The 18,006-nt window shown below is 48.3% G+C and carries 15 protein-coding genes; 9 read left to right on the plus strand and 6 right to left on the minus strand.

What is annotated here, in order from left to right; all coding sequences use genetic code 11:
- Positions 1 to 185: 185 nt before the first annotated feature.
- Positions 186 to 803 carry a hypothetical protein gene (locus QUA62_RS27600; RefSeq protein ID WP_333286136.1) on the minus strand — a complete coding sequence of 206 codons (618 nt, stop codon included), beginning with the start codon at positions 801 to 803 and terminating at the stop codon, positions 186 to 188.
- Between the two features lie 362 nt (positions 804 to 1,165).
- Entirely contained in the window at positions 1,166 to 1,753 is a 588-nt protein-coding gene (pyrE, locus tag QUA62_RS27605; protein WP_333408022.1) for an orotate phosphoribosyltransferase, read from the minus strand.
- Between the two features lie 85 nt (positions 1,754 to 1,838).
- On the opposite strand from pyrE, the gene QUA62_RS27610 reads away from it, so the two are divergent.
- Positions 1,839 to 2,366, plus strand: coding sequence for a hypothetical protein (locus tag QUA62_RS27610; protein ID WP_333408023.1), 528 nt, complete (start codon positions 1,839 to 1,841; stop codon positions 2,364 to 2,366).
- A 178-nt stretch (positions 2,367 to 2,544) separates the two neighbouring features.
- Here QUA62_RS27610 and QUA62_RS27615 read toward each other — a convergent pair whose 3' ends face one another.
- Positions 2,545 to 3,291 (minus strand): pentapeptide repeat-containing protein, encoded by a 747-nt coding sequence (locus tag QUA62_RS27615; protein ID WP_333408024.1) that lies wholly within the window; start codon positions 3,289 to 3,291, stop codon positions 2,545 to 2,547.
- A 20-nt stretch (positions 3,292 to 3,311) separates the two neighbouring features.
- The gene (locus QUA62_RS27620) at positions 3,312 to 3,956 is read right to left on the minus strand and encodes a hypothetical protein (RefSeq protein ID WP_190661578.1); all 645 of its coding nucleotides are present in this window, start codon (positions 3,954 to 3,956) and stop codon (positions 3,312 to 3,314) included.
- Positions 3,957 to 4,278: 322 nt separating this feature from the next.
- Here QUA62_RS27620 and QUA62_RS27625 point away from each other — a divergent pair, with 322 nt between their 5' ends.
- From QUA62_RS27625 to QUA62_RS27635, 3 genes are all read left to right on the plus strand, one after another.
- Positions 4,279 to 4,602 (plus strand): WGxxGxxG family protein, encoded by a 324-nt coding sequence (locus QUA62_RS27625; RefSeq protein ID WP_333408025.1) that lies wholly within the window; start codon positions 4,279 to 4,281, stop codon positions 4,600 to 4,602.
- 113 nt (positions 4,603 to 4,715) lie between these two features.
- Positions 4,716 to 5,039 (plus strand): WGxxGxxG family protein, encoded by a 324-nt coding sequence (locus QUA62_RS27630; RefSeq protein WP_333408026.1) that lies wholly within the window; start codon positions 4,716 to 4,718, stop codon positions 5,037 to 5,039.
- 238 nt (positions 5,040 to 5,277) lie between these two features.
- Positions 5,278 to 6,483, plus strand: coding sequence for a transposase (locus QUA62_RS27635; protein WP_333408027.1), 1,206 nt, complete (start codon positions 5,278 to 5,280; stop codon positions 6,481 to 6,483).
- A gap of 281 nt (positions 6,484 to 6,764) precedes the next feature.
- Here QUA62_RS27635 and QUA62_RS27640 read toward each other — a convergent pair whose 3' ends face one another.
- Positions 6,765 to 12,119: a PAS domain S-box protein gene (locus QUA62_RS27640; protein ID WP_333408028.1), complete on the minus strand. Its 5,355-nt coding sequence runs from the start codon at positions 12,117 to 12,119 to the stop codon at positions 6,765 to 6,767.
- Positions 12,120 to 12,313: 194 nt separating this feature from the next.
- On the opposite strand from QUA62_RS27640, the gene QUA62_RS27645 reads away from it, so the two are divergent.
- Both QUA62_RS27645 and QUA62_RS27650 read left to right on the plus strand, forming a co-directional pair.
- Positions 12,314 to 13,117: a creatininase family protein gene (locus QUA62_RS27645; protein WP_333408029.1), complete on the plus strand. Its 804-nt coding sequence runs from the start codon at positions 12,314 to 12,316 to the stop codon at positions 13,115 to 13,117.
- 81 nt (positions 13,118 to 13,198) lie between these two features.
- Positions 13,199 to 13,954 carry a DUF561 domain-containing protein gene (locus QUA62_RS27650; protein WP_333149087.1) on the plus strand — a complete coding sequence of 252 codons (756 nt, stop codon included), beginning with the start codon at positions 13,199 to 13,201 and terminating at the stop codon, positions 13,952 to 13,954.
- Between the two features lie 193 nt (positions 13,955 to 14,147).
- Here the strand turns inward: QUA62_RS27650 and QUA62_RS27655 are convergent, their stop codons facing one another.
- Positions 14,148 to 14,825 (minus strand): calcium-binding protein, encoded by a 678-nt coding sequence (locus tag QUA62_RS27655; protein ID WP_333408030.1) that lies wholly within the window; start codon positions 14,823 to 14,825, stop codon positions 14,148 to 14,150.
- 80 nt (positions 14,826 to 14,905) lie between these two features.
- On the opposite strand from QUA62_RS27655, the gene QUA62_RS27660 reads away from it, so the two are divergent.
- From QUA62_RS27660 to dprA, 3 genes are all read left to right on the plus strand, one after another.
- Positions 14,906 to 15,553, plus strand: a complete 648-nt coding sequence (locus tag QUA62_RS27660; protein WP_333408031.1) for a DUF2301 domain-containing membrane protein — start codon at positions 14,906 to 14,908, stop codon at positions 15,551 to 15,553.
- A 154-nt stretch (positions 15,554 to 15,707) separates the two neighbouring features.
- Positions 15,708 to 16,361 (plus strand): YdcF family protein, encoded by a 654-nt coding sequence (locus QUA62_RS27665; RefSeq protein ID WP_333408032.1) that lies wholly within the window; start codon positions 15,708 to 15,710, stop codon positions 16,359 to 16,361.
- A gap of 199 nt (positions 16,362 to 16,560) precedes the next feature.
- Positions 16,561 to 17,712, plus strand: coding sequence for a DNA-processing protein DprA (gene dprA, locus QUA62_RS27670; protein ID WP_333408033.1), 1,152 nt, complete (start codon positions 16,561 to 16,563; stop codon positions 17,710 to 17,712).
- Positions 17,713 to 18,006 lie beyond the last annotated feature (294 nt).

Raw genomic sequence — 18,006 nt, forward strand, 5'->3', positions numbered from 1 at the left:
TGCTTACTTAAATGACTTAATTGGTAAGCGAAGAAATACTTTAGTATAAATACTCATCGCAAAAGTGACACGCTCCCTTTATTACCAGGCCGATCCTAGTAACCAGAAATTTTCAATTCCTAGGGTGCGTTAACGCAGTGTAACGCACCGCCCGCCTAATGCAGCATTTGAGCTAAGTAAAAGATTTACCGGGATATGTTAGCTTGCGCTGTCTGTTGGCACGTTGAAAGAATGCGCCGATCGTTTGAGCTAATTGTGCGAATAGAATGCAGATTTGTTAGCTGAGTATTGATTTCAATTGTTGGAATTTTTCCGCCGGGTGAGATTGCCTTCCCGGAGAGTGTGTTTCCCTGAATTTTACCAGTGAAGCACGCAAAGTCCGATCGCGGCGCGTAGATTGCACCAACCACCCGATCGTTCTGGCGTTGAAACACAATGTAGTTTTGAAGAACTTGGTTGGGCTGTGGCGAATCTCCGTACAGGTAAATACCATCGGGCAAAGCAGCAACATTAGTCTTAGATGGATTTTGTTGTGCTTGAATCGGTTGTTGCCCAATCCCAACACCAATTAGTGTCAGAGGACAAATAAAGGCTGTTGCCAGTAGTTTCCATTTCATTTTAATAGATGCAGGTAAAATCATTGCTGCTTCTCCTTGCGCCGCGTCATATAACATATTAAAACTGTCTTCTCTAGTTAATATCTCACGCAGGTTATAATTTCCCTCTGCTAAAATCAGCCGATTGGTATAGATTGTGAACCTGAAAGCTTGCGCTTGTTTAGCACGGAAAACTTTATTTTCCATTGTTATCCAAGTACCTGAGCTGATTTTGATAAAATTAGAGCAGGCATAGTTTCTAATTAATACCACCCCATAAAACACCGCTTTCCTCTAGCACTACCAAGTTTTATGGCTCTGTATTATTCACTTTTTCCCAGTATTATACTCTTAATTTTTGTACCCGCAGGGCGTCGCAGCTTGACGGCCCAGGAGCGTATTTTTTTTGTTAGTCCCTGCCTTTTTAACTCTCGGCACATGGCACTAGGACTTACCCATTACCCGTAAATATTCCCTTAGCTCTTCCTAGCAGGGACTTTAATCACTACTATTGAGAAGTAGCGACTAAAGTTGCGCCTTTGTCCTATTTGGGGAGGCAGAAGCTAGGGCTATTCTTGTGATTCAGCCATGCGCGATCGCCATTCCTTAAGATCCTTAATCGTAAAAACTGTTTCAAAGTCCAATCCAACAGAGCGATAAAACTCCGCACCACCTTGCTCCCTGTCAATCAGCGACAACACGCGATCGACTTTATAACCCGCACCCCGCAACCTTTCCACCGCCTGCATCGCCGACTTACCCGTCGTCACCACATCCTCCAAAACCGCCACATTCGCGCCCTCTGGCAACACCGGCCCCTCAATATAAGCCATTGTCCCGTGTCCCTTCGTCTCCTTTCTGACAATTAGCGCCGGAATCGATCGACCTTCCAGAGCCGAAACCACACTCACCGCAGTTACAATCGGGTCAGCACCCAAAGTCAAACCGCCCACAGCTTGCACATCCGGCGACAGCATCGACAACAGCAAACGTCCCGTTGCCAAAGCACCTTCAGCGTGCAGCGTCACCGGTTTGCAGTTAATATAATAAGAACTTTTCTGCCCCGAAGACAGCACAAAATCGCCTTCGCGATAGGCAAACTCGCACAGCAAATCGAGAAGTCGATCGCGCAACACCTTTAAATTCCCAGCATCCATAACTCACACCTTGTAAAAAACACAAATAATCCGTCGATAATCAGTTTATAGTGGAATCGGAATTAATTAAGGAGGCTGAAATATTATGAGTCAAAAGTTAAAAAGCCTGAGCGGCGCGTTGATTCTCGCTGTCGCCTCTGTCGCAATGGCATCCGTCAAACCAGCTCAAGCACAAACAGAGCGATTTCACCCAATTGCCGACGACTTCAACCGACAATTTTTTCAAGCTTCAGGAGACTTTTACCACAACGTTAGCTTGCAAGGTTACTTTGGCGATTATTTAGGCATCGGTTCCCCCAGCGGCGTCGTTGCCTTTCCCGAAAAAGAAATCGAGAGGGATGCCAGTCGCGTCAACGGCTTCTACCGACGAGTAATGCAGCGGCAAGTTTCCAGCGACCCGATTCTCCGCGTCCCAGATGCAGTTAATCCCTTCGATGCCTCAGTCATGGCACTGCCTGCTGCTTGCCAGCTAGGACCTCAACCAAGCGGCTGTTTCCCTACTCCCGCCGGACTCCAAGATCAGTTTACACTTCCAACACAGCAGGAAGGTTCACCGACCGATGCAGGGCCCGTTAGAGGACTTTATCAAGTATCGCCCGCTCGCAAGAATTAGTCGATCGACAGTTGCGAGTTTTGAGCCGCGGCGGGTTTACTCTCATCTCGGATTTGTATGAGAGAGAAAGCCTCAACCCGCCCCAAAAACTCATGTTTTGGCAATCCTTTCGGTAAACCGGCAACTGACTTTTTTTAACTATCGCGGTTATTTTACAGGACTAAATATTATCCAATATTTATGAAACCATGCTGCCGTCAGGCATGATTGTTCCTTTCAAAATAGCTTCGCCCAGATTAGCTCCCGCCAATTTCGCTCCCCTGAGATTTGCCCCGCTCAAATTAGCCCCTCTCAAATCAGCTTTGCCGAGGTTTGCCCACCGTAAATCGGCAGCGCTCAACTCCGCAAAACTGAGATTGGCTCTGAAAAGATATGCTCCAGTGAAGTGAGCTTCCCCGAGGTGAGCTTTAGAGAAATTGGCTGCATAGCAATGTGCTTCAATCAATTCGGCTTGAGTGAGATTAGCTTGACTGAGATTAGCAGAATTGAGGTTCGCCCCCATCGCATTAGCTCGAAACATCACCGCACCGATTAAATTCGCATCACCGAAATCGGTTTGTTGGAGATTGGCAGCGGTGAGGTCAGCCCCAATTAAATTAGCACTGCTCAAATCAGCTCCCCTGAGGTCGGCCGCTCGGAGGTTGGTTCCAGTTAAATTAGCTTTAATTAAATTAGTTTCGAGCAGTTGCGCTCCGGCAAGATTTGCTAAACTAAAATTAGATTCGGCAAGGTTTGCCGAAATTAATTTAGCCTTAAACAAATCTGTTTTAAAAAGGTTCGAGCCCCAAAGATGCGCGCCTCTGAGATTTGCTTCGGCGAGGTTAGCTTCGCTGAGATCCGGTTCTATATTTGGGTTGAGACTTCTCCATTCAATCCAATTAACTGCACCTTTTTTTAACAGCGCTAAATGCTGTGTGTTTGCCATAATTGCATCTCCTTTAACGGCTATTCCTTGCGACCAACAATTGCTGGATTTTCTCGACCCGTCACGTTTTCCACTGCCGCAATTGCTGCCTGGGAACCTGCTATAATATCTCGTTCTGCGCCGCCGAGGTAAAGCCGTCCGAAACTCCCTACAGCCTGAACCTCTAAGATGTTAATAGATGCGCCTTTTTCTGCTTCATTGGCCGCCAGCGCTGCATAAGCAGCCGGCTCTACTTCTAAGACGTAAAGCGTTTGTCCCGCCAGCAGCAACTGTCCGCGGCGGGTGCGGTTGATTAATTGTGTTTGGTGGGGGTCAATGTTGCGAATAATTTGACTGGAAATCACGCGCGGTTTGATACCTTCTTCTCTGCGGAGTCCGATGAATTCTAGAATTGCTTTGCCTGCGGCCCGCGTTTCCCCCTGCTGACTCGAGTGTACTTCCAGAAGTCCGTACAAGCGTTCGACTATCTGCACTCCCGGGCGCACGGAGGCAGATTTGAGGGCGACATCGGTAATTCGGTTAATTTCGATACCGGGCGAGATTTCTATCCACAGCGACGCATCCCCTGGCAGCGGCAAGAATCCGGCAGCTACTGTGCCGATGTATGCTGCGTGCTGTGGCTGCAAGTTGTCTAGAAATACGTAGCTGCGTAACTCTATTCCCAAAAGTTTTGATCTCCGTCGATCGAGTTCCAGCACTTGTCTGTGCAATATCTGAGTTTACCTTTTTTTGTCCCCCACACCTTGTCTCTTGTCGGGACTGCCGCACTGCCTCACAACCGAGTGAGGTGGCAGACGCGCGATTTCTAGTGCCGGAGTGCCTCCGCGAGCAATCTTTAATTTTGTGCGCCTGCTAAAAATTTGATATCAATCTGTAGTTATACGTGGAACATAACAATCTTTACTGCTAGAGGTGGATTTAACTTGGAGAGCCGATCGATATAGTGATGATAGTTAAAGATTTTAGCCAACAGAGAGCAGTTGAATTATGAAACGTTCTGATTTATCCAAAGCAATCGGTGCAGGTATTATAGCTGCTGGTTTAGCCATAGCACCAGCTCATCTCCCTGCTTCAGCTCAGACAGATACAACTGGCGGTACAACTTCCGGTACTAACACCACTACAACTACCACCACTCCTCGCTCCGATGTCTACAATGCTGAAACCGATCGCGATTTTGATTGGGGCTGGTTGGGACTGCTCGGCTTGTCTGGTTTGTTGGGTTTGATTCCGCGCAAACGCGAAGAAAATGTCCGCTATACCACTACAACGAGCGATCGCGAACCCGCTGCGCGCACTGACTACCGTTAAGAATTGAGTCTTAGTGCTGTGGCCATTATGCAGGGACAGGATGTTTTAACCTGTCCGCCGATCGATATAGTTTTGATAGTTAAAGATTTTAGCCAACACAGAGGAGTTGAATTATGAAACGTTCTGATTTATCCAAAGCAATCGGTGCAGGTATTATAGCTGCTGGTTTAGCCCTAGCACCTGCTCATCTCCCTGCTTCAGCTCAGACAGATACAACTGGCGGTACAACTTCCGGTACTAACAGCACTACAACCACCACCACTCCTCGCTCCGATGTCTCCAATGCTGAGACCGATCGCGATTTTGATTGGGGATGGTTGGGACTGCTAGGCTTGTCTGGCTTGTTGGGTTTGATTCCGCGCAAACGCGAAGAAAATGTCCGCCATACCACTACAACGAGCGATCGCGAGCCCGCTGCGCGCACTGACTACCGCTAAGAATTGAGTCTTAGTGCTGTGGGCATTATGCAGGGACAGGATGTTTTAACCTGTCCGACGCTCCCAAATAATCATCAAAAAACCTCCATCTGTGAGGTTTTTTTGTTTGAGATGATGCGCGATCGAACCAGGATTAAATTGGTTACCGAAAAACTGGGTCTAAAGCCCCGTCCTTATAGGACGGCTTTAATTTAGCCAAAACTGTGAATTAGTCTTTATATCCATCCCAGCGACGTAAATGTTAGTATTTGAAGCCAAGCTAGAAGGAAAAAACGAGCAGTACGAACGGCTAGACGAAGCCATTCGTACTGCTCGTTTTATTCGGAATAGCTGCATCAGGTACTGGATGGACACAAAAGATGTAGGTCGCTACGACTTAAGCGCTTATTGCGTAGTCTTAGCGAAGGAGTTTCCTTGGGCTGCTAAGCTCAACTCAATGGCAAGGCAAGCTTCTGCCGAAAGAGCTTGGTCAGCGATTGCGCGGTTTTTCGACAACTGCAAGAAAGCAAGACCCGGTAAAAAAGGTTTCCCCCGATTTAAAAAGCATGAAACACATGGTTCTGTTGAATACAAAACTTGTGGATGGAAACTTTCTGAAGACAGGCGAAATATAACCTTCACCGATGGATTTAAAGCAGGAAGTTTTAAATTATGGGGAACTCGTGACCTACACTTCTATCAGTTAAATCAAATCAAGCGAATGCGCGTAGTTCGCCGAGCTGATGGATACTACGTGCAATTCTGTATTGATGCTGAACGAAATGAGAAGCGCGAACCTACTGGACGAACCATTGGTTTAGACGTAGGGCTAACGCACTTCTATACAGACTCTGACGGAAATACCGTAGAGAATCCACGCTATCTGAGAAAGTCTGAAAGGTCACTTAAAAAGCTTAATCGGAGACTCTCTAAAACTCAGAAAGGCTCTAAAAATAGAGTTAAGGCTCGGAATCGTTTAAGCAGAAAAAACCTCAAGGTAAGTAGGCGACGTAAAGACTTTGCCGTGAAATTAGCAAGGTGCGTAATCCAGTCCAACGACTTGGTAGCCTATGAAGACTTGTCGGTGCGTAACATGGTTAAAAACAGAAAGTTGTCTAAGTCTATATCAGATGCCGCTTGGACAGCTTTTAGAAATTGGGTTGAATACTTTGGCAAAGTATTGGGGGTGGCGACTGTTGCAGTACCGCCACACTATACAAGCCAAAATTGTTCTAATTGTGGGAAAGTCGCGAAGAAATCTTTAAGTCAAAGAACACATATTTGTCCGCATTGTAGATTTGTCTTAAATCGAGATTGGAACGCCGCTCGCAACATATTAGAACTAGGATTGCGTACCGTGGGGCACACGGGAACATCAAACGCCTCTGGAGACATCGAGCTCTGTTTGGGTGAGGAAACTCCTTCAAATAAGTCGGGTCGTAGAAAGAGGAAGCCTAAACAGTGATGTTTAGAATCACCGTGGCTAAAGCGGGCGTGAGAATGTCAAATCTGACCTATTGCACCATTTTCATGAACAGGCTTTCCGCCCGCTTCCACAAAGAGTGACTTTTCTTGCGGGCCGTTGCTTTTAGCCAGTCAATAAAATAATTATTGAGAATGGTGCAATATTTTAGATATAACCGGACTTGAAATTATTAACTTTTTCCTTTTTTCTTCCTTTATTCCTTCGCGTTCTTTGCGTCTTCGCGGTTCATTAAATCCAGACTTTTCAGACACAAAAAGACCTTAAAAAATATTTTCGCCAGAACGATCGAGTACCTCCCAAATCGCCTGCACCAACCTGTCGGGGTCTAAAGGCTTACAAATGTGCCGCTGGAACCCCGCCGCCAGAGCCTGCTGATAGTCAATTTCTCCAGCATAAGCCGTGAGGGCGATCGCCGGAATCCGTCCCCCTTGGTCGGGCGCCAGAGCCCGAACCTTTCGCATCAACATATAACCGTCGGTGTCGGGCATTCCAATATCGCTCAACAGCAAATCCGGCACAGACTGGGTTAAAACCGCCAAGGCATCGGCGGCGTTAGCAACTGCTGTAACACTTGCCCCACAATCCTCAAGCAGAAAAACCACCAAATCTCGCGCATCGGCATCATCATCCACCGCTAACACCCTGAGCCCGCTCAAATTAAAGGATTGGTCCGGCGACGCAGTTCCCGCAGGACTTGTCTGAGATTGCACGGGCATCAGAGGTATCCTGACGGTCAAGGTTGCACCTTTTCCTTCTCCGGGACTGGCGGATTTCACCGTGCCGCCGTGGAGTTCGACGAGATGGCGGACGATCGCCAATCCTAAACCCAATCCGCCAAACTTGCGCGTCATCGTGCTGTCAGCTTGCCGGAAGTAGTCGAATACATAGGGCAGAAAATCAGGTTCGATACCCTTTCCAGTATCAGTTACAGTAATTTGCGCGTTCCTGTCCACCCGATCGAGAACGACTTCGATTTTGCCTCCTGTCGGCGTGAACTTGACAGCATTTGACAGCAAATTCCAGACTACCTGCTGAAGTTTGCCCGCATCGCCCAACACCGGGCCGAGATTCGGTGCAAATTGAGTGCTGATTTGAATCGACTTGACTTCGGCCGCCAGACGCACCGTTTCAATAGCAGCGCCGATCACCCCAGCTAAATCCACAGGTGCAATATTCAAGCTGACCTTGCCTTGCAGAATCCCCGACACATCGAGCAAATCTTCGATAAGCTGGGTTTGCAGTTTGGCGTTGCGCTCGATCGTCTCTAAGGCATAACGTTGCTTTTCCGGTGGCAGAACGTTCGATCGCAGCAGCTTCGTCCAGCCCATAATCGGGTTTAAGGGAGTCCGCAATTCGTGGGACAAAACAGCCAAAAATTCGTCTTTGACGCGGTTAGCCTGTTCTGCTTCTTCCCGCGCCTCCTTTTCCCGCGCTAGAAGGCGTTCCCGTTCCGCTTCTGCAACTTTGCGATCTGTAATGTCAGTGTTGGTGCCACACCAGCGCAGCAGCTTGCCTTGCTCGTCGCGAATCGGCACGGCGCGGGAGAGAAACCAGCGGTAAGATCCGTCTTTGCCGCGCAAGGGGAAAGTATCTTCCCAGAGTTCGCCTCTTTCAATGCAGCGCCTAAATTTTTCGACAACGCGATCGACGTGTTCCGGGTGGTGCACCTGCTGCCAGCCCCAGCCTTGCATTTCCTCTAGGGTGGTGCCCGTGTAGTCAAACCAGCGCTGGTTGTACCAGAAAATCCAGCCGGTTTCATCTGTCATCCAGGCCAACTGAGCGATGTTGTCAGCTAGAGCGCGGAACCGAGCCTCGCTTTCGTGCAGATCGTGCAGGGCTCGCGCGTGCAGGATCACCGTCCAGAGGCGGGCCACCACTTCTTGCATCAGCCAAACTTCATCGGGCCGCCAGTGCCGAACCACCTTTGATGTCACCACCAAAAGAGCCACCCAGCGCCCTTCCTGAAGGCAGGGAACATCGACCAAAGCCCGAATCGACACGGCACCGTAGTTATCGACCAAATGCGCTGTATGGGGGTGATTAGCGATATCTGAGATGACAACTGTTTGACCTGCGATAGAGAGAGCTTTAAGTTCTGGCGTCTTAAAGTCTGAGATTTTATAGGTGCCGACGACGCTGGCAAGGTCGGACTGGTGCCAGTCTTGCTCGACAATTGCCCGATCGGCTTCTAAATCGATTTCGTGCCATATGCAGCGATCGACCTTTAAATATTCTCCTAGACTTTTCATCGCTTCCCACAACATTTCTGCGGGGTTGCAGCCCAGGTGCAAGCGGACTTCCAACTCAGAGAGAAACTGCTCGTTGAGTTGGGCTTGTTTGCGATCGTGAATATCGGTATTCGTGCCGATCCACTCGACAATTTCGCCGCCTGCGCCCCGAACTGGCACGGCGCGGGACAAATGCCAGCGTTCCATTTGGTCTGCTGCCCGCCGCAGGCGCACCTCAAGTTGATAAACTTCTCCAGTGATTAGACATTCTTCCCAGCGGGCCCAAGATTCTGCCAAATCCGAGGGCGGCACTAGGGACTCCCAATTGTTTTGAGCGGCTTCCTCGTAAGACATTCCCAGATATTCCAACCATTTTTGTTGATTGGTAAAGCGAGTTTCCCCGGCGGAGTCTACGTTCCAAATCAGGTGGGGCAACGACTCAGCGAGGAAGCGGAAGCGGCGGTCGCTTTCTGCTAAGCTTTCTTCGGCTCGTTTGCGATCGTCAATATCTATGCCGATCCCGACCCATTGCACCACCTTTCCCCCCCTGTCTTTGACGGGCACAATTCGCGCTAGATGCCAGCGGTAAGTACCATCAAACCTGCGTACCCGACACTCAAATTCGTAGGCTTCCCCTGCTTCAATCCCCTTGGTGCGCGTGGCGACAACTACTGGCATATCATCAGGATGAAATAATTGCAGCACCGGTGCAGCCAGGGGCAATTCTGGCCTCATGCCCGTGTAGTTTTGCCAGTGTTGGTTGCAAAACTCTAACCTGCCGTCGGCGGTGTTGATCCACATTAATTGCGGGACGGCATCGGCGAGGGTGCGGTAGCGATTTTCGCTTTGGCGCAGTGCTTCTTCTATTTGCCGGCGCTCGGTTTTGTCCTGCATGATTTTCAGGAAACCTTGCACTTCGCCTCCTGCGTCGCGCAGGGGCATCACCAGTCCGCTGCCCCAAAAGCGGCTGCCGTCTTTGCGGACGTGCCAGCGCTCGTTTACTGCCTTTCCCTGAGTCAGCGCGAGGTGCATTTCTAGTTCCGGCTTTCCGGCTGCAGAGTCTTCTGGGGTGAAGATGATTCGTCCGTGCTGCCCTACGATTTCAGCTTCGGAATAGCCCAGCAATCTCTCTGCGCCTGCGTTCCAATTGGTAAGGTGTCCGCCGAGATCCTGGGTGAAGATGGCGTAGTCTTTGGCGCTGTCGAGAATAAACTGCAGGTGGGTTTCACGATCGCGCAGTGCTGCTTCTGCTTGTTTGCGCTTGGTAATGTCGGTTGTGAAGCCGACAACTTTGGTCAGTTCACCTTGCTGGTTGCGGATCAAACAGCCGCGTTCCCAAACATCGATCCAGCGCCCGTCTTCGTGCCGGACTCGGTACTCGTCTTCGTAGCGATCGACCGAGTTCCAGATTGATTCGGCCCCTGTCTGGATGCGCGCCAAATCGACGGGATGGAGGCGTTCTCTCCACCACTCTGGTGTTGCCTGTGCGTCCTCTGGGCGGACACCGACGAGGGAGGACAGTCCCTCGGAACGGTAAACTGAGTTCGATGCCAAATCCCACTCAAACACGATGCCGTCGATCGCCCTTGTAGCTAAATCAAAGCGGTTGTTGCTTTCTTGCAAGGCGAGTTCGGCCATTTTGCGATCGGTAATTTCCTGCACCACGACATGAATCCCGACAATCTCCCCGCCCGTGTCTTTGAGCGGCCACCCATTCTCAATCCAAGTGCGAACCACACCGGGTTGAGCCCTGGTTTCACCCGTGAGTTCAAAATTCCGCATCGGTTCTCCGGTTTCGAGAATGCGGTCCAACAAAGCTTCGGCTGCATCTGCCAAGTCCGGGATAATTTCGCGCACGGTGCGGCCGATGTGCGCTTCGACGGACAAGCCGTTGATTTCTGCTAACCGCTGGTTGATCCGGAGGAACCGCAAATCTTTGTCTAAAACTGCCAAACCCACGGGAGTTGTTTGGTAAAGCGACTCTATCTCTAGAAGTTGACGGCGCACGGTTTGCTCGCTCTCTTGCAGGGCGAGTTCGGCCATTTTGCGATCGGTAGCATCAAATAATACTCCGATAAACCGCACTGCTTCCCCTGCGGCGTCGTAGAGATAGCGCCCGAACGCGCTCAACCAGCGGATTTCTCCGTTGTCTGCCCGGACGATCCGGTATTCGGGGGAGTAGAGCGATCTCGTTTCCCGAGCTGTTTTGGCTGCTTCCATGACTTGATTTAAGTCGTCTGGATGCACGCAGTTTTTCCACACAGCCGCGCTTGCTTCGCCGCCCGGTACCGGTTCGCAGCCCAAAATGCTGAAATGGGTCGCCGACCAAATTACTCCATCTGTTCGCACGTCAAAATCCCAGGTTGCCATGCCTGAACCTTCGATGGCGACGCTCAAACGTTCTTCGCTTTGTTTCAAGGCAATTTCAGTTTGTTTGCGCTCGTTGATATCTGTCAGGGAACCTACGGCCCTCCGGGGATGGCCTGAGTCGTCCCAAATTACTTGCCCTCTGGCTAAAACCCATTTGTAGCGCCCGTCCCGACAGCGAACGCGGTACTCGCAGGAGTAATGTGAGGTTTCTCGATGCAAGTGCTGCTGCCAATTGCTTTGCATTATCTCCAAATCATCGGGATGAATGTAGCTCAAAAATTGGCTGAAGTCCTTGACTTCTTCGGGCCCGCGTTCCAAAATCTCTAAACAGCGATCGCTCAGGATCTGGCAATTTGTTTGCAGGTTGTGGTCCCAAACCCCGTCGTTGTTGCCCTGCAAGGCTAGCTGGGAGCGTTCTGCGCTTTCTCGCAAAGCTTCTTTGGTTTGATTGGCGCGCTCGATTTGTACGGCGGCAACGGCAAAGTCTGCTAGGGCGATCGCGATCCGCAAGTCTTCGGCATCGAACTGGCGATCGGAATCGTGAGATACAATCCATATTGCCCCTAGCGGTTGATTTTCTGCTTGCAGTGGCACGACTAACGCTTCGGCGTTCGGGAATTCTAGCTGCTTTAAGTCGGTGAAGTATTGTTCTGGAGCGAAGTAAAGTTGGGGAGTTTGGTGATCGATCGGGGTTCCCGACAAACGCAGTTTCCGGGGTGTGTTTTTATGTTCTGCTGCTTCCCACGCTCCCGCCAAGGCTTCCCAGCGAAATATTTGTTCGGAAGTTGCATTTTCTTCTAGCAAGCAGACTCCGACGCTTCCTGCGTCGCACAAATCTTTAGCGATCGCAACCAGTGTTTTGAGCAGCCTGTGGGGTGAGGTTGCCAATTGTCTAGCCAGCGTTTGCAGCGCTCGGTTTTCTGCTTTTTGAGCGTGCGAGCGAGGGATGCGCCGCGACAGTTCCTGGGCGATCGGAATGTCGGTTAAATTAGTTTCTGGGGTTTGCCAAGCTTCCATCAATTACTCGTCTCTTACGTCTTTCGGTCTGAGCTGGCGAGCGTATATCAGCGCCCTCTTAAAAGCCTTTGCTACAAATTATACCATCTAGCCAGAGACAGCATCAGTTATCTACTACCTATCTGGGGAATTGCTTTTTATTTTTCAGGCTATTTTATTGCTTTGGTTACCTTTACTCTTGTTGTCGCCGCCTTATGCACAATTTTATTCCAGAATCGCGCTTTTTTCCCTATCTAACTTGGACAGAAATTCAGTCTATGCTGGATAAGGAAAATACGGTGATAATTTTGCCGCTAGGCGCGATCGAACAGCACGGCCCCCATTTGCCTTTAATTGTAGATGCGGCAATTAGCGCGGCGGTGACAGGCAAAGCGCTGGAAAAGTTAGAGGCAAATATTCCCGCGTATGCTTTGCCGCCTTTGTACTATGGCAAGTCGAATGAACACTGCCATTTTCCCGGTACAATTATGCTCAGTGCTCAGACACTTTTAGCAGTAATCGGCGAAATTGCTGACAGTATTTATCAGGCTGGATTTCGGAAATTAGTGTTAATGAATGGTCACGGCGGACAGCCGCAGGTGATGGAAATTGCGGCGCGCGATATTCATCAAAAATATCAAGATTTTTCGGTTTTTCCGCTGTTTGTTTGGCGGGTTCCGAATGTAGCTGCTGAATTATTAACTGCGAAGGAGTTGGAGTTTGGGATTCACGCGGGTGATGCCGAAACGAGTTTGATGTTGGCAATTTTGCCGTCGCAGGTAAACATGGAACTGGCTGTTACAGAATATCCGAAAAATTTGCCGATCGACAGTTTGCTGAGTATGGAAGGAAATTTGCCTTTTGCTTGGCTGACGCGAGAGTTGACGGAAAGCGGTGTGTTGGGCGATGCGACGGTGGCGACGAAAGAAAAGGGAGCTCGTATTCTCGAATCTCTCTCGGACGGCTGGGCACAAGTTATCAAAGATGTTTACAAATTTCGACAGCCGGGAAGTAATTAAAAATTAAGAATTAAAAATCAAAATTTGTTCTAATCCGTGTCAAAATGAGTCTAAGAATTTTTTTGAGTTGGAAAACAGACGATGAGTGTAAATTCTAAATTGCAGCGCGCTTTTGAGCAAGGTCGCGCCCTGAAAATTATCAGCGGTTTAAATAATTTTGATGCCGCCAACGTTGCGGCTGTCGTCAAAGCAGCGGATCTCGGCGGTGCTTCTTTTGTCGATATTGCTGCCGATCGAGATTTGGTATTGATGGCAAAACAGTTGACAAACTTGCCAATTTGTGTATCCGCTGTGGAACCAGAAAAGTTTGTGCCTGCGGTAGAAGCTGGCGCTGATTTGATTGAAATTGGTAACTTTGATGCTTTCTACGCAGTAGGCCGCCGCTTTGAAGCTGAGGAAGTTTTGCAGTTGACTCGCGAAACTCGATCGCTATTTCCAAATATTACTCTTTCTGTGACAGTTCCCCACATTTTGGCACTCGACAAACAAGTGCAATTAGCAATTGAATTAGTCAAAGCTGGGGCTAATATCATCCAAACCGAAGGTGGCACCAGCGCTCAACCAATTCACGCCGGCACATTGGGATTAATTGAAAAAGCAGCGCCTACTTTGGCCGCAGCCTTTGAAATTTCCCGCGCCGTATCCGTCCCCGTACTCTGCGCTTCCGGTATCTCCAGCGTCACCGCACCCCTTGCTATTGGAGCCGGTGCTGCGGGTGTTGGTGTCGGTTCTGCTGTTAGCCAACTTAATAGCGAAGTGGCGATGATTGCGGCTGTTCGCAGTTTGGTTGAAGCTTTGGCTTTGGTTTCGCGATCGCACTTGCCAGCTTCCATTTAATTAAGGAGGAAGAAGGAAGAGGGAAGAAGGAAGAGGGAAGTTCGGCAACGGATTATGTAACGGATGTAACGGATGTCAGGAAGAAGGGAGAAGGAAGATTTTTCCCATCCCCCACTCTCCCCTTCTTTCCTTCTCCCACTCTTCCACTCTTGCCCTCTTCGCCTACCCCACTTTTCCACTTTTCCACTCTTCCTTAATAATTGAGAAACCACACGGCATAATCATCTAATAACTGATTGTTTCGGGAGATTACATCAACTGATTCTAACTCTGATAAAGGCAACATAAACTTTTGGCGATCGCCGACGCGCTGCACTTCCACAAATATGCCTTCTTCCTGAACAACCAAATCCTCCAACCGATTAATTGTAAATCTATCAGTATAAGAAGGTTGAGTTTTTTTGAGTCTTGCATATTCTTTTTGGCTGCCGGAACCCATTGTATATTCTTCTTCCCATTCAAACTCTTCTATGCCGGTAACGTGGCAGGGTAGTTGAATATTTTGCTTGATGTAATCTAGATATTTGACGGAATTTTGTAGGCTGAAATCAATATTTTTAGAACCCAAAATCTTGCTAATTTTAGTTTCAAATTGCTTGGTATTAAAGGGGATATTTTTCTCTAGATGCGCTAACATTTCTGGATCGAACCCCGCTCTCAATTCGGTAACTTCCGCCAGCAGGCGCTGGAAGTCGTTTAGCGGTTTCGGTCTTCTGCCTGCTACAATGGTTTCATCAAGCTGAACTGGAGGAAGTTCGGATTGTGAAGGAAGAGATTGGCTTTGATCGGGGCGATCGTCCACTTTAGACTTGTTAAGTTTAGACTTGTTAACTTTAGGCTGGTTAAGTTTAGGCTTGTTAAATTTAGGCATCGCTCGGTCTCGCTGGCTCGGTTTATCAATAAAGTATATCTTGACAGAAGTACATTCGTGTCTGATAGGAGGAAGCTATTATGCAACTACTGAAATCGCCTGATGAATCGCCAGTCTATCAAGGACAATTTGGCGAATTTACGATTACTCAAAACGATCGCACGGGAGTGTTGATTTACCGCGCTGGATTGGGGGTGGCGGCGCTGTGTTTTGCGCTCGGCACTACTCTGGTGCTGCAACAGGGCGACAACCCGATTGCAATCCAAGCTGTAACACCTATTTTTGCTTTTTTCTGGATAGCTTTAGGCGTCAGCTTAGCAACTATTCACATTTACATGATTGCGCTGCACCGAACACTACAGGTGTTTTGGGCGATCGGCGGCGCGGCAGCATTGTTTGTCGCCCTACAAAGCAGCCAACCTCTAGCTTTAGCAGTGTACGAACATCCCGCCACGTTGTGGGGAATTGGCTTTACTTTTGCAGCTTTAAATGGCATTTATTTTAAGGAAGCATTCTGCTTTAATCGCCTTGAAACTAAGTTTTTGACTCCGGGAGTTCCTCTCTTAATTTTAGGACATATTTTCGGCTTTTTGTCATCCGAAAATGAACAACTTTTGCTAGCAGTTTGGGCGGCTTTGTTTATCATCTTTGCTGTACGCAAGTTTTTTCAACCGATGCCGCAGGATATCGGGGATAAAAGCGTTTTTGAGTACCTGAAACACCAATAATTTGGGAATGGGGCATGGGGCATAGGGAATGGGGCATGGGGCCAAAGAGCAATTCGATCGCTCTCTCACTGTCCCACTATTTCCATTTTCCTGAAACCATTGGTATTGTGGCTTCTTCCTTCTTCACATCGATTTTCTTCCTTCAGCTATAATAATGAGAATTCGTTTAATCCGTCGTCGAGAAATCTGGGCAATTACTAGGGAAGGTTGGGTAATTGCAAGCGCGGGGTTGATAATTTTAATGCTTTTAATTCTCACAAATATCCATCCGTTTTTGGCGGTAAATGCGCCGATTAAAGCAGAGATATTGGTTGTCGAAGGCTGGTTGCCGGATTATGCGATCGAAAGTGCGATCGCTGAATTCAAAAAAGGTGAATACCGCCAATTAATTACCACAGGAGTTCCTTTAAGTAAAGGCTACTATCTGGCTGAATATAAAAATTATGCCGAACTGACGGCAGCGACTTGTATTGCGCTAGGATTTGATAAAAACAAATTAGTAGCAGTACCCGCCGCGAATGTTTTGAAACACCGCACGGCTGCTTCTGCGATCGCACTTCGGGATTGGCTGGCTGCTTCTGCCATAAAAGTTGAGTCAATTAATCTTTATTCTTTTGGTCCTCACGCCCGCAGAAGTTGGATTGTATTTAAAGAAGTGCTGAATCCTGAGATTAAAGTCGGGATTATAGCGGCGGAACCGCAAGATTACAATTCCCAAGAATGGTGGAAATCTAGCGAAGGTTTTAGGACGGTAATCGGAGAAATTATTGCTTATATTTATGCCCGTTTCGTAGATTGGAAAACCTAGCCAGTAATTGTCAACATCCCTTTTAATTCGAGCGTTATAGGGCTGAGGCGCCGCTTCGGTAACCCGCCTTCGCGGTTAGTAAAAAATATTTATATAGCAGTTGTAAATCTGTGGCAATAGAGGACAAAGTAGTGCCGTTTTCTACCATAATTTAACCAAAAATGATAGAATAATTCTCAGATAAGTGGAGGGCAACTCATTGGTAGAAGAACGCGCTTACTGGTTAGCATGGTCGCAAATTAACGGTATTGGGCCGATTTTGTTGCAGAGATTGCAGCAAAATTTCAATAGTTTGGCAGAAGCTTGGACGGCAAAATCAGTAGATTTAATGCGAATCGAAGGGTTTGGCAAGCAGATAATTGAAACTATTGTGCAAGAACGGACTCAACTCAATCCAGAAGAATTTATCGAAAAACATCTTATAAAAAATCCCTATTTTTGGACGCCCGCAGATCCGGATTATCCCCGCTTATTATTGGAAATTCCCAACCCGCCACCAGTGTTGTATTATCGCGGTTTAGTTGATGTAAAAGAGAATCACGGAATTACGCCGACGGTGGCAATGGTTGGCACTCGCAGCCCTTCGGAATACGGCAGAAGGTGGGCTCGCAAAATTAGTACGGCTTTGGCTAGCAACGGTTTTACTGTGGTTTCGGGATTGGCTGCAGGCATTGATACAGAGGCTCATACAGGCTGTTTGGAGGCGGGGGGAAGGACTTTCGCAGTGGTGGGGACGGGAGTAGATATTGTATATCCTAAACAAAATGAGAGGTTGTGCGATCGCATTTTGCAGCAGGGATTGGTAATTAGCGAATATCCCGCCGGCACTCAACCGAATAAAACTAATTTTCCGCGTCGAAATCGCATAATTGCTGGCTTAAGTCGCGCTACAATCGTGATAGAAGCTCCGCATAAATCGGGTGCTTTAATTACTGCTTATCAAGCAAATGATTTTTGTCGGGATGTCTATGTTTTGACTGGCAGATTGGATGATGAGCGTTCTTTTGGTTGTTTGGAGTTGCTGAGTAAAGGTGCTCATCCGATTCTGCCGAATAGCGATCGAATGTTAAGCGAAGACAGGTTGTTGGAAATGCTCGGAGCTATGCCAAAATTGGATAGAGCCGAGCAGTTGTCGCTATTTCCTCCAAATCCGACGGTTGAGAAGCAAGGGCCGCCGTTGGAGCCGGAATTGGCTAAGGTGTTAAGTGCGATCGAATCTGGGCCGATTTCTTTTGATACAATTGTAGAAGCAGCGGGATTAGAAGCGGGAAGAGTTTCTAGTATACTTTTGCAGTTGGAATTGTTGGGATTAGTTTCGCAGTTACCAGGAATGCGATATCAGCGATGCTGATTTGTAATTAATACGGTTTAGGCCATTGGTGTCAACTTAAGTCTAAAACCCTCTTTATCTCTCGTTTACTGCCGAGGCCAGAGCCCCCTAAATCCCCCTTAAGAAGGGGGACTTTGAGAAGATTCTTGTCCCCCCCTTTTTAAGGGGGGTTAGGGGGGATCAAGGCCTTGATAGTCAGCGGTTGAAACCGCATATATACAAACGAAGTCCGTCTCTAATACCAATTTCCTAAAGTTCTGCTACAGATATTGCCTCTAAAATGAATTGCCATCCCGTCAAAGAAGCAATGACTTC

Source organism: Microcoleus sp. MON1_C1 (assembly GCF_036701945.1).
Classification (GTDB): domain Bacteria; phylum Cyanobacteriota; class Cyanobacteriia; order Cyanobacteriales; family Microcoleaceae; genus Microcoleus.